This is a genomic window from Luteimonas sp. FCS-9, assembly GCF_001014645.1.
In the GTDB taxonomy this organism is placed as follows: domain Bacteria; phylum Pseudomonadota; class Gammaproteobacteria; order Xanthomonadales; family Xanthomonadaceae; genus Luteimonas.
On sequence record NZ_LASZ01000008.1, the window covers coordinates 44,019 to 58,915 of the forward strand.

Annotated in this window: 17 protein-coding genes; 9 read left to right on the plus strand and 8 right to left on the minus strand. The window is 71.5% G+C overall.

Annotated features, from left to right (window positions below; all coding sequences use genetic code 11):
• Window positions 1-16 precede the first annotated feature (16 nt).
• The 7 genes from WQ56_RS08930 to WQ56_RS08960 form a co-directional block, all read right to left on the minus strand.
• The gene (locus WQ56_RS08930) at window positions 17-637 is read right to left on the minus strand and encodes a hypothetical protein (RefSeq protein ID WP_047136756.1); all 621 of its coding nucleotides are present in this window, start codon (window positions 635-637) and stop codon (window positions 17-19) included.
• Between the two features lie 2 nt (window positions 638-639).
• Window positions 640-1,419 (minus strand): type III secretion inner membrane ring lipoprotein SctJ, encoded by a 780-nt coding sequence (sctJ, locus tag WQ56_RS08935; protein WP_047136832.1) that lies wholly within the window; start codon window positions 1,417-1,419, stop codon window positions 640-642.
• 14 nt (window positions 1,420-1,433) lie between these two features.
• A complete protein-coding gene (locus WQ56_RS08940) occupies window positions 1,434-1,853 on the minus strand; it encodes a hypothetical protein (protein ID WP_052772929.1) in 420 nt (139 codons plus the stop codon).
• 30 nt (window positions 1,854-1,883) lie between these two features.
• Window positions 1,884-2,219: a hypothetical protein gene (locus WQ56_RS08945; RefSeq protein WP_197076462.1), complete on the minus strand. Its 336-nt coding sequence runs from the start codon at window positions 2,217-2,219 to the stop codon at window positions 1,884-1,886.
• Between the two features lie 63 nt (window positions 2,220-2,282).
• Window positions 2,283-3,524 (minus strand): FHA domain-containing protein, encoded by a 1,242-nt coding sequence (locus WQ56_RS08950; protein WP_047136757.1) that lies wholly within the window; start codon window positions 3,522-3,524, stop codon window positions 2,283-2,285.
• 87 nt (window positions 3,525-3,611) lie between these two features.
• A complete protein-coding gene (gene sctV, locus WQ56_RS08955; protein ID WP_052772930.1) occupies window positions 3,612-5,669 on the minus strand; it encodes a type III secretion system export apparatus subunit SctV in 2,058 nt (685 codons plus the stop codon).
• Window positions 5,670-5,924: 255 nt separating this feature from the next.
• On the minus strand, window positions 5,925-6,365 hold the full coding sequence (locus WQ56_RS08960) for a flagellar biosynthetic protein FliO (RefSeq protein WP_047136758.1): 441 nt from the start codon (window positions 6,363-6,365) through the stop codon (window positions 5,925-5,927).
• Window positions 6,366-6,437: 72 nt separating this feature from the next.
• Here WQ56_RS08960 and WQ56_RS08965 point away from each other — a divergent pair, with 72 nt between their 5' ends.
• The 6 genes from WQ56_RS08965 to sctT are packed head-to-tail and all read left to right on the plus strand — an operon-like array spanning window position 6,438 to window position 11,223.
• Window positions 6,438-7,541 (plus strand): ATP-binding protein, encoded by a 1,104-nt coding sequence (locus WQ56_RS08965; protein WP_052772931.1) that lies wholly within the window; start codon window positions 6,438-6,440, stop codon window positions 7,539-7,541.
• 2 nt (window positions 7,542-7,543) lie between these two features.
• Window positions 7,544-8,143 (plus strand): response regulator, encoded by a 600-nt coding sequence (locus tag WQ56_RS19300; protein WP_047136759.1) that lies wholly within the window; start codon window positions 7,544-7,546, stop codon window positions 8,141-8,143.
• Entirely contained in the window at window positions 8,136-9,179 is a 1,044-nt protein-coding gene (sctQ, locus tag WQ56_RS08975) for a type III secretion system cytoplasmic ring protein SctQ (RefSeq protein ID WP_047136760.1), read from the plus strand. The genes WQ56_RS19300 and sctQ overlap by 8 nt, the downstream gene beginning before the upstream one ends.
• 3 nt (window positions 9,180-9,182) lie before the next feature.
• Complete coding sequence (locus tag WQ56_RS19445; protein ID WP_304413494.1) at window positions 9,183-10,172, plus strand: EscR/YscR/HrcR family type III secretion system export apparatus protein; 990 nt, start codon at window positions 9,183-9,185, stop codon at window positions 10,170-10,172.
• Window positions 10,172-10,438 carry a type III secretion system export apparatus subunit SctS gene (gene sctS, locus WQ56_RS08990; RefSeq protein WP_047136761.1) on the plus strand — a complete coding sequence of 89 codons (267 nt, stop codon included), beginning with the start codon at window positions 10,172-10,174 and terminating at the stop codon, window positions 10,436-10,438. The genes WQ56_RS19445 and sctS overlap by 1 nt, the downstream gene beginning before the upstream one ends.
• Window positions 10,438-11,223, plus strand: coding sequence for a type III secretion system export apparatus subunit SctT (gene sctT / locus WQ56_RS08995; protein ID WP_047136762.1), 786 nt, complete (start codon window positions 10,438-10,440; stop codon window positions 11,221-11,223). The genes sctS and sctT overlap by 1 nt, the downstream gene beginning before the upstream one ends.
• A 125-nt stretch (window positions 11,224-11,348) precedes the next feature.
• Here the strand turns inward: sctT and sctU are convergent, their stop codons facing one another.
• Entirely contained in the window at window positions 11,349-12,554 is a 1,206-nt protein-coding gene (gene sctU, locus WQ56_RS09000; protein ID WP_052772932.1) for a type III secretion system export apparatus subunit SctU, read from the minus strand.
• Between the two features lie 259 nt (window positions 12,555-12,813).
• Between sctU and WQ56_RS09005 the strand changes: the two genes are divergently transcribed.
• The 3 genes from WQ56_RS09005 to WQ56_RS09015 all read left to right on the plus strand — a co-directional run bounded on the left by WQ56_RS09005 (window position 12,814) and on the right by WQ56_RS09015 (window position 14,878).
• Complete coding sequence (locus tag WQ56_RS09005; protein WP_047136763.1) at window positions 12,814-13,131, plus strand: hypothetical protein; 318 nt, start codon at window positions 12,814-12,816, stop codon at window positions 13,129-13,131.
• A gap of 69 nt (window positions 13,132-13,200) precedes the next feature.
• On the plus strand, window positions 13,201-13,878 hold the full coding sequence (locus WQ56_RS09010) for a hypothetical protein (RefSeq protein ID WP_047136764.1): 678 nt from the start codon (window positions 13,201-13,203) through the stop codon (window positions 13,876-13,878).
• Window positions 13,879-13,960: 82 nt separating this feature from the next.
• Window positions 13,961-14,878 carry a hypothetical protein gene (locus tag WQ56_RS09015; RefSeq protein WP_047136765.1) on the plus strand — a complete coding sequence of 306 codons (918 nt, stop codon included), beginning with the start codon at window positions 13,961-13,963 and terminating at the stop codon, window positions 14,876-14,878.
• Window positions 14,879-14,897 lie beyond the last annotated feature (19 nt).

Here is a 14,897-nt window from a genome sequence, read left to right on the forward strand (position 1 = left end):
CGGGTTTCGGCGTCGCTCAGCCGGCGACGGCTCGGTTCTGGTGGTGGGTGTGGACGACGAGCACGGGTTTTTCCGGCAGGTGCGCGGCCGGCAGCGCCTCGGGGGCCTCGAGCAGGCGCGCCCATTGCGCGAGCGCGGGATCGCGACGTCCGGCCCAGGCCTGCAGCTCGGCGCGCCCCTGGCGGGCGAACGTGCGCAACAGCGTCGAGGCCGGATCGTCCGGCGCCAGCGCCGTCCGCAGCGTCTCGGCGAGATGCGCCTGGAGGTCGGGCTCGACCTTGGCGTCCCAGACGCTGCGGTCGAGCGCGAGCAGGTAGCTGCTGCCCAGCGCGGCCTTGAGCCGGCGGACGGGCTCGCGTCCGATCTCGGCCCGGATCGCCGGCGCGAACGCCAGGACGCCCAGGTCGCGGTGGAGCGCCTCCAGCCGCGTGCGGCTCCAGCGCGCGACGAGCGCCGCTGGGCCCTCGGGCGACGGCGCGAGCAGGTCCGGGGCGGGACCGGCCGCGAGCGCGGACGCCAGCAGTCGGCGACCCAGCACACTGTCGCAGGCGCGCCGCAGCAGCGCGGGGTCGAGCGCGTCGTCGTCGACCCCGTGCCATGCCGGATGCACCTCGGCCAGCAGCGCCCGCAGCGACACGATCAGCCCTGCCAGCGTTTCGGCGCGGGCTCGACGGGCGCGGCGCTACGCGCGCGCAGGCGACTGCCGAACGCCAGCAGCAGTGCGATGACCACCACGATCGCCGCCGCGATGCCGATCGCCAGCGGGCTCACCGCCGACAGCGCCATCGCCGTGCCACCGCCCTGGCCGGCCTCGGGCGGCGCCGGCATCGCGACGAATTTCACCGAGACCTGGTTGATGTCGGTCAGGCCCTCGACGCCGTCCTTGACGACGATCTTGATGTCGGCCTCGCGGTCGCGGACGCTGGCGCCGGGCTGCTCGAAGATCCACACCGCCGCCGACGTCTTGCCCGTCGACCCGCCGAGCGGATCGCGTTCGGGCAGGGCGATGTGCACGCGGGCGTTGGCCACCCCGGGCAGCATGCTCAACGTGTGGGAGATCTCCTGCTGCAGGCCATGGATGTAGCGTCCGCGCTCGTCGGTGGCCGACGACGCGAAGCCCTCCTTCTTGAAGATGTCGCCGAGGTTCTGGTAGCTCTGCCGCGGCAGGCCGCGGGCCTCCAGCACCGCCATCGCCTGCGGGATGTCGCTCTCGGCCACCTCGACGTCCCAACCGACCTTGGTCGCGGACGGCTTCTTCTTGGCCTGGATGCCCGAGCCGATCAGCGCGCCCATCATCTCGTTGGCCTGGCGCTCCTCGAGCGAGCTGTACAACGGGCTGCCGCTGCAGCCGGCGAGCACCATGCACGCCAGCAGCAGGGCCACCCAGCCCGACCATCGATTGCGGTTGGAATGGCGCATCCAGGTCACCTCGATCAGGACTGCTGACGGAACAGCTGCTGGATGCCGTCGGACGTGCGGTTGGCGACGTTCGATGTCATTTCGCACTGGAACAGGAAATGGTGCGACTTCATCGTCATCTCGATGACCTGGCCAGGCGTGAGTTCCCCAGTGTTCTGGGTCATCGTCTTGGCCAGCGAGTTGATGCTCTCCGCACCGCCGTTGAGGTTGTCCACCGCCGACATCAGCATCCGGATGCCCTGCGAGGGTTTGGATGCGCCGACGCTGACGACGTCGGGCGTCGCGTTCGCGGCCGACGGACTGCCGCCTGCGCGGTTCATCGCCTCGGCGAACTGGTTGACCTCGTAGGCATCGGCCACGGGCTGACCGCCGCCCGGCGCCTGTGCCCCCTGTGCCGCCGGTTCGATGCCGACGGCCTGGATCGCGTCCACCATGATGATCTCCTTGACTGTGGCGCCGGCCGCTTACTGCTTGCGGCCGAGCGTCTCGAGGGCCTGGCCGACGCTGTTCTGCGAGGTCGAGGCGTTGTTGGACAGGAACTGCATGCGCAGGCTCTCGGCGGTGAGGGCGACCACGTTCGACGGCTGGTCGCCGCCCTGGCCGATCACGTCCGACAGGTTGGTGATGCGGGTCGCCTGCGCGTCGAGGGTCTGGCCCCACGCGCGCGACATCGCCTCGTACCAGCTGGCGCTGCCGCCGCCACCGCCGCCGGTGCGCGTGCCGCGAAGGGTGTTCTGGTCGTTTTGCATCGATGCGCGACCGATGAAGTTGCCGATCGCGTCGCCGGAAATGCTGGTCATGTCGTGCTCCTGTCGTCTGCAATTGGTGTCGGGGGAACGAACGCGGCGCAGTGCGCCCTGGGGTTACTGGGTGGAGGCGGGACCGCCCTGGGCGGCCTCCGCGACACGGCGGCTGCCGGCGGTGACGCTGGCCACGACCGAGGCGAACCGCGGGTCGACCGGCTCGGCTGGCGGCGCGCCGTCGGCCTGCATGTCGTCGAGCGTGGCCACCGGGCCGGGAATGACCTTGACCAGATCGCCGCGCGCATTGATCACGTGGGCGAACTCGCCGATCGAGATCAGCCGGCCCTTGCCGGGCAGATCGTCGCCGGGCACGAAGCGCCGGCCGTCGGAGGCGATCAGATGCGGATCGTCGCCGCGGACGATCGAGACGATGTGCGGGGCCGGCTCGGCCAGCGCCTCGGTCTGGGCGCCGCCACGCGGCACCTGCCCGTCGGGCGTGCGCGGCAGGATGCGCGCGACGCCGGCGATCTCGCTGACCGCCCGCGAGCGCGCGAGGCGCTCGATCTCGGCGCCGTCCTCGAACTCGCCGACCACCTCGACATCGCCGTTGCCGGTGTAGCGTGCCTTCACGGGGATGCCGTGCCCGCGGAACATTTCCGCGACGTCGGCGGCGATGTTCTCGCCGGTGCGCAGCTGCAACGAGGCGGCGATACCCTCGGCCTGCAGCTGGGCGCGCAGGCGCTCGAGCGTCGCCGCGCTGTCGACCGCGCCGGTGACCGCCGGACGTCCGTCGACGCCGTCCGAGACGCCGGGGTCGACCACTTCGTATTCCGCCAGCAGCGCCGACAGGCGCTCGCGCTGGTCGACCGCAGCCTCGGAGCCGGGCAGCACCGCGGCGAAGATCGCCAGCGACGCCAGCGACAGCGCGGCGATGCCCGCGATCAGCGGCAGCCTGCGCGCGAAGCCCTGACGCCGCGGCGCGGCCTCCTCGGTCGGCGCGAACACGGTCACGAAGCCGTCCCAGTCCGGGTCGTCCTCGCGGCCGAACGCGATCGAGGCCTCGCCCAGACGGACCTGCTGCACCGAGGCCAACTCGACCGGATCGCCGGGCTCGACCTGGGTGCCGCCGACGTGGACGGGGGCGTCGAGCGCACGGACCAGGAACCGGCCGCCGACCAGCGTCACCAGCGCGTGGTGGCTGGCGACGCCGTCGTCGGCCAGGACGATGTCGCAGTCCTCGCCGCTGCCGATCAGGATCATCTCCTCGCTGCCGAGCACGCGGCTCGCGCCGGCATGCAGACCGTCGACGATGCGCAGCACGTTGTGCGCGGTCCGGCCGGGAGTGTCGTTGCGTTGCGTCATGACTGGCCTCGCTTGGCGTGCGCTGCGCCCGGCGCCGCGGATATCCGCGCGGCCCGGCGGCACTCGCCCCGGATGGATACGACAAGGTCACGCATTGATCTGCCCCGCCTGCACGATGCGCAGGTCCGGCGCCAGTTCCTGGTACGAAAGCACCGGCAGGTCGAAGAAGTCGACCTCCATGAGCTTGCGCAGGTGCCTGCGCACGTCCAGCGAACACAGCAGGACCGGTTTGATGCCGGGCGCCTGCCGGCCCAGGTGCGCACGCACCTCGTTGCCGAGCCGCCCGGCCAGTTCCGGGGAGATCGCAAGCTGGCCCGCACCGCCCGCCACGCGGACCGACTGCCGCAGCTTGTCTTCCAGTTCTGGGTGGATCAACAGTACATGCAGCGTGCGCTCGTCGTCTGAATAGCGATCGGCGATTTCGCGCTTGAGCGCGACGCGCACGTACTCGGTCAGCAGCACCACGTCCTTCTCGCGACCGCCGACGTCGGTGATCGCCTCGAACGCGTCGCGCAGATTGCGGATCGGCACGCCCTCCTCCGACAGCCGGCGCAGCACATCGGCGACGCGCTGCGGCGCGACGACACGCAGCATCTCCTTGACCAGGTCGGGATAGTCGCGCTGCATGCGCGCGAACAGGTTCGACGTCTCCTGGATGCCGAGGAAGCCACCCATGCGCCGGCGGATCGCCGCGTTCGCATGGCCGGCGAGCACGTCCAGCGGCGCCTGCGCGCCGTCGGCCTGCGCCTGCGTCCACTCCCCGGCGATCACCGCCGGGTAGAACCCGGCCAGCTTCGTCGCGCCCGCCGCGCTGGCCGGCTGCGGCTGCAGCCAGGCATCGGTGCGCAGACGACCGGTCGCGATGCGTGCGCCGAACGCGGTCAGGCGATATTCGTCGTCGGCGAACGTCGGCACGATCCGCATCGACGGGACCGGCACCGGCACGCCGTATTCCTCGCGCAGCCGCTGCGCGGTCTCGGCGATGCGTGCCTCGATGTTGTGCGCGCCCAGCGCCTGGGCGAGCGACGGCGAGACCTGCAGCTGCAGCGGCGCGGGCGGCGCGAGGTCGTCGCGCTCCACCGCCTGCTGCGCCTCGGCCACGACCTCGTCCTCGCTGACCCGGAACGCGCGGCGCAGCAGCTCGAACTGGTGGCGGAAGCGCCAGGCGCTCAGGGTCAGCAGACCGACGCCCAGCACCAGGAACACACCCCACGGGAAGCCGGGCACCAGCGTCATCAGCAACGCCAGGATGCCGGTGATCAGCAGCACGCGCGGCTGGCCCGACACCTGGCGGGTGATCGCGTCGCCCAGGTGGCGGTCGTCGATCTCGCCGGTGGTGCGGGTGACGACGAGGCCGGCGGCGATCGTCGCCAGGATCGCCGGGATCTGCGAGACCAGGCCGTCGCCGATCGTCAGGATGCTGTAGACGTGCGTCGCCTCGGCCAGCGGCATGCCCTTCTGCAGCACGCCGATGGCCAGACCGCCGAGCAGGTTGATCAGAATGATGACGATGCCGGCGATCGCGTCGCCCTTGACGAATTTCATCGCGCCGTCGAGCGAACCGTGCAGCTGGCTCTCGGTCTCGAGCAGACGGCGCTTGCGGCGCGCCTCGTCCTTGTCGATCAGGCCCGCGCGCAGATCGGAATCGATCGACAGCTGCTTGCCGGGCATCGCGTCGAGCGTGAAGCGCGCGGCGACCTCGGCCACGCGCTCGGCACCCTTGGCGATGACGATGAACTGCACGACGGTGATGATCAGGAACACCACCATGCCGACGACCAGGTTGCCGCCGGCCACCAACGTGCCGAAGGTCTCGACGATGTGGCCGCCCTCGGCGTGCAGCAGGATCGAACGCGTGATCGCGATCGAGATCGCCAGTCGGAACAGCGTGGTGAGCAGCAGCACGCTGGGGAAGCTGGAGAACGCGACGGGCGTGGGGATGTAGATGCCCAGCAGCAACAGCCCGAAACCGATCGAGATGTTCACCGCCACCAGGGTGTCGATGATCACCAGCGGCAGCGGCAGGATCATCACGCTGATGATCGTCACCGCGGCGAACGCGAGGATGACGTCGCTGTAGCCGAACTTGCCGCGAGGCGCAGCGCCGGCGGGCGCGCCGGTCAGGGTCGCGAGCAGGGCCTTCATGCCAGTCTCCCGCGTGCGCGGCGTGCGGACGCGCAGCGGGGCGCGGAGACCGCGCAAACCCGCACTCCGCGCAAACTGGACTTCATTCGGCGCATCTGCCCCTGACCTCGTGCGTCACTTTTTGCCCCTCTACGATAGTCTACCCATGTTATGGCCGGGTAAACCCGATGTTGCAAGGATGTGCCAGCGACGAGCGGAGACGATGTGAAGAATCGCGGCGGAACCGGCGCTGCACACGGCCCGCGTCACGGCGACTTAACGATCCGCGGCGATATTGGTGCGCGCGCCCGGGTCCGTGGTCTGGCCCTCGGTGACGGGGGACAGGTCATCGACGTCGAGATCCGTGACGAACGTCACCGATTGCGCGCCGACGCCGATCGCGAAGGCCCGTCCGGCGCGCGAGCGCACCACCACCAGCCGTTCGCGGGGGCCGACCGGCAGGATCTGCACCACCGTCAACGGCGTCTCGCCTCCCGACAAGCCATAGCGGCGGCGCAGCAGCCGCAGCAGGAACAGCAGGCCAGCGATGATGAAGACCAGCGGCAGCACGATGGCCAGCATTTCGCCGACGAACGAGTCGTTCGCGACCGCGGGCGGCGTGGCCGCGGCCCAGCCCGGCAACGGCGAGGCGAGGCCCGCCAGACCGAGCGGCCGGCGCAGCGCGGAAAAACGGGACAGGAGGGCGGCGCGGGTCATGGCATCTCGGCGGACGGGCACCGGAGCGGTGCGGGCGTACGTTAGCAGCGCGGCCCGGGATGCCGCTGCCGCATGACGCGCACGTCCGGACCCTCCCGCGCCACGCGCGCCCGGCCCTCCGGCGACGACGCCCGTTCGGACGCGCTGGAAGCCGTGCTGGCCGCGGTGCCGTTCGCGTGCGCGGCCTTCGACCGCCGCAGCGGCGCGCTGGTCGCCGCCAATCCCCGCTTCTCGGCCGACCTGGGCGCCCTGCCCGGCCACGGTCAGCGCGACGCGCTGCTCGCCAGCCTCTACGGCGACCTGACCGGCGAGGCCCGCGGCGAGGAGGTGCGCGCGCCGCACAGCGGCCGCTGGTATGCGCTGCACTGGCGCGACCTCGACTGCGGCGACCGGGCGCTGGCGCTGCTGACCGCGGTCGACATCAGCGAGCGCATCGAGACGCTGGATTCGCACAAGTCGCAGCAGGAAAAGCTGCTGTTCACCTCGCGGATGATGTCGGTCGGCGAGATGGCCGCCACGCTCGCCCACGAGCTCAACCAGCCGCTGGCGGCGATCGTGAACTACCTCAACGGCAGCCTGCGGCTGGTCGGTCAGGCCGGCGGGCCGGTGCAGGTCGAGCGCGCGCTGCAGGCCGCCCGCACCCAGGCCGAGCACGCCAGCGCGGTGATCGCGCGGGTGCGCGAGTTCGTGCGTGCGCGCGAGCCGCGCCGCGACGCCCAGGAACTGCCGCTGATCGTCGACACCGTGCTCGAACTGCTGCGGCTGGAGGCCGAGCGCCAGCAGTTGCGCATCGAACTGGCGCTGCCCGCGCCGTTGCCGCCGGTCTACGCCGACCGCGTGATGGTCGAGCAGGTGCTGCTGAACCTGGTCAAGAACGCGATCGAGGCGATGCGCGAGGTGCCCGCGGCGCAGCGCGGGCTGCGGATCGAGGCCCGGGTCAACCTCGACGGCGAGATCGAGGTCCGGGTCTGCGACCGGGGCCCCGGCCTGAGCCCGGCGCAGAGCGAGCAGCTGTTCTCGCCGTTCTACACCACCAAGTCCGACGGCCTGGGCATCGGACTGGCGATCTGCCGGTCGATCATCGAATACCACGAAGGGCGGCTATTCTTCGAGGCCAGGGATGGCGGCGGCAGCGTGTTCGGTTTCACGCTGCCCACGCCCGACAGGAGGATCTAGCGATGCCCGGCACGCCTTGCGTCTATCTGGTCGACGACAACGACGGTTTCCGCGATTCCACCGCGTGGCTGCTGGAGACCGCGAACTTCGAGGTCCGCGCCTTCGCGTCCGGCGCCGCCTTCCTGACGGTGTTCGACAGCACCCGCCACGGCGACGACGAGTGCCTGGTCTCGGACATCCGGATGCCCGAGATGAGCGGGTTGCAACTGCAGGACGAACTGCTGCGACGGGGGTCGTCGCTGCCGCTGATCTTCGTCACCGCCCACGGCGACGTGCCGCTGGCGGTCGAGGCGATGCGCAAGGGCGCGTCGAACTTCCTCGAAAAGCCTTTCAGCGACGAGGCGCTGGTCGACGCGATCCGCCATGCGCTGCGCCGCGAGCGCCGCCAGTCCGGCACGCCGCAGGGCGAGGCGCTGGCGCGGCTGAGCCCGCGCGAGCGCCAGGTGCTCGATCTGGTCGTGGCCAGCAAGCCCAACAAGATCATCGCCGACATCCTCGGCATCAGCATCAAGACCGTGGAGCTGCATCGCGCGAACATGATGAACAAACTCGGCGTACGCTCGTTGCCCGAACTGATGAAGGTGGCGCTTGGACATGGCTGATTCCGGCGCGACCGTGCCGTCCCCCGCGACGTCCCCGCTGCGCGAACGCATCCCCCGGCTCGGCGCCGCGCAAGCGCAGGCGCTGCGCGCGCTGCACCGCCGCCGGCGGCAGTGGTCTTCGCCCGCGGGCACGCTGACCCTGCGCGAGGGACGTCCCGGCGATCCGGCCAGCGTGTTCGAACTCGATGCCGACGGCAGCCGGCTGGGCCTGCGCCTGCGCACCCCGCCGCCGACCGACGACGGCGACACGCTGCGCTGGCAGGACCATCGTGGCCGCGCCCGCGTGCTCGCCTGGAGCCTGGCGAACGAGGCGGCGCTGGTGCGGCTGAGCGAGGCGCTGGGCACCTCGCTGCTGCCGCTGCCCGATCCGCCGCCGGCCCCGACCGCGGACGTGGTGTGGGTGGACTTCGAACTGCACGGCGCCGACGGACCGGCGCTGGCCGGCAGCCTGCGCGCAGGCGTCGACTGGCTGACCACCGCGCTCGGCCGCGACGCGGCGACCGATGCCGCGCCCGCCGACGCCGGCCACTGGCGCCAGCTGCCTGCCGTCCTGTCGCTCGCGATCGCCGCGCCGCCGCTGACGATCGCCGACCTGCGCGACCTGCGCCCGGGCGACGTCGTGGTCGTCGGCTCGACCCGCCTGCCGGCGCTGCACGCCGATGCCGTCGGCCTGCGCTGGCCGGTCCGCGCCGGCAGCGAGGGCTGGCGGATCGACGGCCCCGCGAGCCCCCAACCCCGATTCCAGGAGACTGCCCCGATGAGCGAGACCGACGCCCCCGAGACCCCTGCCCCCGAGGCGCCCGCGCCCGTCGAGGACCCGGCCAGCCGCCTGCCGGTGGAGGTCGCGTTCGAGTTGGGCAAGGTCGAGCTGCGCCTGGGCGACGTCGCCGGCCTGCAGCCGGGCTACGTGTTCGCGCTGCCTGCCCAGCTCGAGGGCGCGAACGTGACGATCCGCGCCAACGGCCGCGTCGCCGGCCAGGGCGAACTGGTCGCGGTCGGGGACACGCTCGGCGTGCGCCTGCTCTCCTGGAGCTGAGGCATGGATTTCAGCACGTTCTCGCCCGCCCTCGTCCTGGTGACGGTGGTCAGCCTGGCGCTGGCGCCGTTCGTGGCGGTGATGGTGACCTCCTTCACCAAGATCGTCGTGGTGCTGAGCCTGCTGCGCAACGCGCTCGGGCTGCAGCAGGTGCCGCCGAACGTGGTCATCAACGGCCTGGCGATCGTGCTGTCGATCTACGTGATGTACCCGGTGATCCTCGACGTCAACGCCGCCGTCGAGGCGCGGCTCGAGGGCCGGCCGCCGCCGGCCTCGGTGCAGCGCCAGATCGACGCGCGCGCGCAGCAGCAGGCCGTGCGCGAGGGTCGCGCGATCGAGGTCCGGCCCGCGGCGGCGTCCGCCGCCCCGCAGGCCGACGCGCCGCCGACCAGCCCGGCCGCGGCCGACGGCCTGGCCGCCGAGGCGCAGGCCCGCGGCGAGCCCGGCCCGGCGCCCGACCCGATGTTCAGCGCGGTGCGCGGCGGCTCGAGCAACGACCCGCGCGAGGACCGCGAGCCCGCACTGCCGGCGCTGGCCGAGGAGGTCACGCAGCCGGCCGGTCCCGCCGCCCCGCCGGCGTCGGGCGGCGCGTTCGACACCAACCGGCTGCTGACGATGGTCGACGCCGGCAAGGAGCCGCTGCGCACGTTCCTGATCCAGCACTCGAGCGACGCGGAACGCGCGTTCTTCCTGCGCAGCGTGCAGCGCATGCTCCCGGCCGAGCGCCGCGGCGACCTGACGCCGGACGACTTCATCGTCGTCGTGCCGGCGTTCACCGTCAGCGAGCTCACGGCCGCATTCCAGATCGGCTTCCTGATCTTCCTGCCGTTCCTGATCATCGACCTGGTCGTGGCCAACATCCTGCTCGCGCTGGGCATGATGATGCTCTCGCCCACGACCGTGTCGCTGCCGTTCAAGCTGCTGCTGTTCGTGCTGATCGACGGCTGGGCCAAGCTGGTGCACGGCCTCGTGCTCACCTACGGAACGACCTGATGGGCGACGTCCTGGAGTTCACCAAGGAAGCGCTGTGGCTGGTGTTGCTGCTGTCCGGGCCGCCGGTCGCGGCGGCGGCGCTGATCGGCCTGGTGGTCGCGTTCCTGCAGGCGGCCACGCAGCTGCAGGAGCAGACGTTCCCCTACGCGCTGAAGTTCCTGACCGTGGTCATCATGCTGTTCGTGACCGGCTCGCTGATCGGCGGCACGCTGTACGTGTTCGCCGACCGCATCTTCCTCGACTTCCCCGGCCTCGTCCGGCGCTGATGCTCGACCTCGCGCAGAACCCGATGCTGGCGCTCGCGCTGACGCTGCCGCGCGTGGCCGGGGCGTTCCTGATGCTGCCGCTGCTGACCACCGAGACGGTGCCGGCGATGGTGCGCAACAGCTTCATGGTCAGCCTGGCGATCGTCGCGATCCCGATCGCGCTGGCCGGCGCGCCGCCGATCGAGGCGGCCGGCACGGCGCACTGGTCGGCGATCGTGCTCAAGGAGACCTTCATCGGCATCTCGATCGGCTTCTGCTACGGCATCGTGTTCTGGGCGATCAGTTCGGCCGGCGTGATCATCGACACCCAGGTCGGCATGTCGATGGCGCAGATCTTCGACCCGATCCAGGGCCACCAGACCTCGCTGCACGGCGAGTTCCTGTCCCAGCTGTCGTCATGGCTGTTCATGGCCAGCGGCGCGTTCCTGGTGTTCCTGGACCTGCTGATGACCAGCTATACGGTGTGGCCGGTCATGAGTTTCTTCCCCGACATCCGGCTCAGCGGCATGGCCCTGTTCGTCGGGCAGTTCAGTTACCTGATGACGGCGATGCTGCTGCTCGCCGCGCCGGCGATGGTGATCCTGCTGGTCATCGACCTGTCGTTCGGCCTGGTCAACCGCTACGCACCCCAGCTCAACGTGTTCGCGCTGACGATGCCGATCAAGGCCTGGCTGGCGACGGCGATCATCCTGCTGATGCTCGGCGTGTTCGTCGAGATCGTGATGCGCCGCCTGGTCGACAACAGCGGGCTGGTCAACGCGCTCAAAAGCGCGTTCGGGGGATAGCCGGGCAGTCCGCTGCCGGGCGCGTCGATCGGAGGCCTACATCTCGCAGGAGCGCGCTGGCGCGCGATGGGCCGCCCCGGGAACGTTCATCGCGCGCAAGCGCGCTCCTACGGGGGCGTGCGCGGTCAGCGCAGCGGGTCGCGCGGGTCCTCGAGGCGCTCGACGATCGACGGATCGTCGACGAGCGGCGGCGGGGGCGCCGGCTCGGCGGCCATGCCGACCTCCTCGAGCATGTCCTCGGGCGGCACGAACTCGGGTGGTTCGGGCCGCGCCTCGCCCGAGCGCATGCCCTCGGCCCAGTACAGCACCTGGGCGACCGCCTCGAAGAACTCGTTGCCGATGTAGTCGTCGATCTCCACGCGCGCGTTGAGCCCGCGCGCCAGCGGCACGTTCTGCAGGATCGGCACGCCCGACTCCTCGGCCACGCGCCGGATCTCCTCGGCCATGTGGCCCTCGCCCTTGGCCACGACCAGCGGCAGGTCGTCGGTGCCCTGCTCGTACTGCAGCGCGACGGCGATGTGGGTGGGGTTGGTCACGACGACGCTCGATCCGCGGACGGCATTGAGCATGTTCTGCTGCGACCACTCCTGGTGCAACTGCTTGCGCCGCTGCTTGACGTAGGGATCGCCCTCGTTCTCCTTGACCTCCTGCTTGATGTCGCGCCGGCTCATGCGCAGCTTCTTGATGTAGGAGAACTTCTGGTACGAGGCGTCGAGCGCGGACACGAAGAAGAACACGAAGATCGTCCAGATGCCGATCCACTTGAGCGCGTGCCAGATCGCGCTGCCGATCGAGGCGGGCTGGGCGAACGGCAGGTTCAGCAGGCTGGGAATCATCCCCCACAGCACGAAGCCGCCGATGGCGATCAGCCCGGCGCTCTTGAACAGCGACTTGACCAGCTCGACGAGGTTGTCCATCGAGAACATCTTCTTGATGCCGCTGACCGGGTTCATCTTCGACAGGTCCGGCGTGACCTTCTTCATCGACGCCACCGGCCCGACCTGCAGGAACTCCACCAGCAGCCCCAGCAGCACGGCCATCAGCAGCAGCGGCAGCGTCATCGACAGGAACACCTGCGCGGCCAGCGGCACGATCGTGCGCAGCGCGACGTCGAACGGCTGGTTCATCACCTGCAGCGCCTGTTCGAACAGGCCGCTCACGCGCCGGAACATGAAGCCCATCAGCAGCCACCCGCCGACCAGCCAGCCCATCACCAGCACGGTACTGGTCAGCTCGCGGCTCTTGCTGACGTTGCCTTCCTTGCGGGCGTCCTTGAGCTTCTTGCTGGTCGGTTTTTCGGTCTTGTCGGCGCCTTCGTTCTGCTCTGCCATGCGGACCTGCACCGGCGCACCACGGGGATCCGGAGGCTAGCATGGGCGCGTGGCGGTGCCGGCGAGGGCACCCGTGCTGTGATGCGTCAGCGCCCTGTTCCCCTCGACGGCCAACCTGCATTCAGCTTCGAGGCCGGCGCTGACGGACCTGCGCGGCCCCCCTAGGGCCAGCCCGAGATAGCCCGTCCATGGCAGCAGCGTTACAGTCGCGCCATCGTCGCCATGGGCGGCTATCGACGGACCCGCAGGACACCTGAGCATGAGCGGTATCTCCTCCAATGCCGGATTCAGCGCCGCCAGCCTCGAACGGCTGGGCGGCCAGGTCGCGTTCGACGACCTGCGCCAGCCCCAGGGCGGCGGGCTTGCCGGCCTGGGAGAGTCCGGCGCGGATGCCGTCGCGCGGGGTCCGCAGGCCGATCCGGGCGAGGACATGCTCAACGCGGCGGCCTGGGACGGCGTACCGTCGGGACTGCGCCAGTTCGCCGGCGATCGGGCGTTCGAGGGTCGGCTCGCCGGGCTCGACCTGGCCGCGGCCGCCGACCACGGGACCGACGCGATCCTCGACGCGCTCGGCTAGACGCGCCCGACCGACACCGGCCGGGCCGCGTCGCGCTAGAGTGAGGCCGCCCCCGTCGTGTCCGATCCGATGAACGCCGTTCCTTCCGCGCAGTCCCTGCGCGCCGCCGCCGACCGCATGGTGTCGGCGCTGTCGGCGCACCACGATCCCGAGTATCGGCTGACCGTGCTCAAGCGGCTGGCCCGCCGCCTGGGCGAGGACCGCTACCCGCTGTTCCTGCGCCTGCTGGGCGTGGTGGCCGAGAGCGACGACGCGCACGCGCAGCGGCTGGTCGCCGAGACCTTCGGCACCGCGCTGCGGCGCATGGACCTGCCCGGTGGCGCGCTGAGCTCCTGGGGCGCGACCCGCCTGCCCGACGGCGCCGGCCCGGTGAGCGCCAGCGCGTTCTCCGGCCAGTTCTTCGGCGGCACGCCGCGCCGCCTGCTCGGACCGGTCGAGTACCTGACGGTCTGGCACCTGCAGCGGACCCAGCGCACCGCGTTGTCGGCGCAGACCTTCCGCGAGAGCCTGTCGCGGATGATCGCGCTGCTCAACCGCAGCGAGGATGCCCGCACGCTGTATCCGCAGAAGCTCGCGGCCGATGCGCAGAACGAACTGGAGGGCGCCTACACCCGCGCCACGCGCGAGCGGCTGGCGGCGATCGCCGCGGCATGGCGCGCCGGGCGCACGCCCGACGAGATCGCCCAGGCCGCGCTGGATGCGGCCGCGGCCGACACGCCGCGCGGCTGGGTCACGCACGACCTGTGAGCGCCGGCCCGGGGCCGCGCTTGTCGGCGCCGGGCCGGGCATGCACGATGACCGGCCGCCCGGGGCCGAGGAGAATCGTCGGATGCATGCGCACGCGCTGACCCGCCGCCGGCACCGCCGGCGCCCGCCCCGCGCCTGCCTGGCGGTGCTGCCGCTGCTGCTGTGGCTGGGCGGCTGTGAGCGACCGGCGCCGGCCGCCGCGCCGGTCCAGACCGGCGGGGCGACCCCGGTCGAGGCGGTCGAGGTGCTGACCGGCCACCTGCGCCGCGGCGATCTGGCTGCCTTCGCCCACGATGCGCTGCCGGCCGACCTCGCGCCGGCGCTCGAACAGGCGTGGCGCGAGGACCGCACGCGCTGGCCGCTGTCGGAGCTGCCGCTGTCGGCGCAGCTTCCCACCACACTGGCTGCGCTGCACGACCCGCATGCCGAGCGGGTGCTGCTGGCGACCTTCGACCGCCAGTTCGCCGGCGCCGATCGCGAGCTGCGCTCGACCGCGCGGGCGCTGGCGGTGTTCGCCACCCAGTACCTCACGCAGTCGCCGGGCTTCAGCGACGACGAGCGCCGCCACTACACCCAGCTGGTCGCGGCGACCGGCGACTGGGCGGCGCATGCCCCGCTGGCCGACCGCGCGCTGGCCCAGGCCACGGTCGAGGCGCTGACGACCGCGGCCCGGCGCAGCGCGCTCGACGGCGACGCCGCGCTCGGGCGCGCCGGCATGTCGGCCGGCCTGACCCGCCTGTCGCCGCTGTTCGTCGCCGGCAAGCAGCAGCTGCGCGCCTACGGGCTAGACCTGGACGTGAGCTTCGACAGCGTCGAGACGACGCTCGCGTCGCAGACCGGCGACCAGGCCCGGGTGCGGCTGCGCTACCTGCTCGACGGTCGCCGGATCGATGCCGAGATCGGCGTCGAGCGCACCGGTGGGCGCTGGTACGTGGCCGACTTCCTGCGCCACGCACGGGCCGCCGCCGCGGCCCCGCCGGCGTCGGCGCCCGCGCCCTGACATCCGCCGTGCGGGGTGG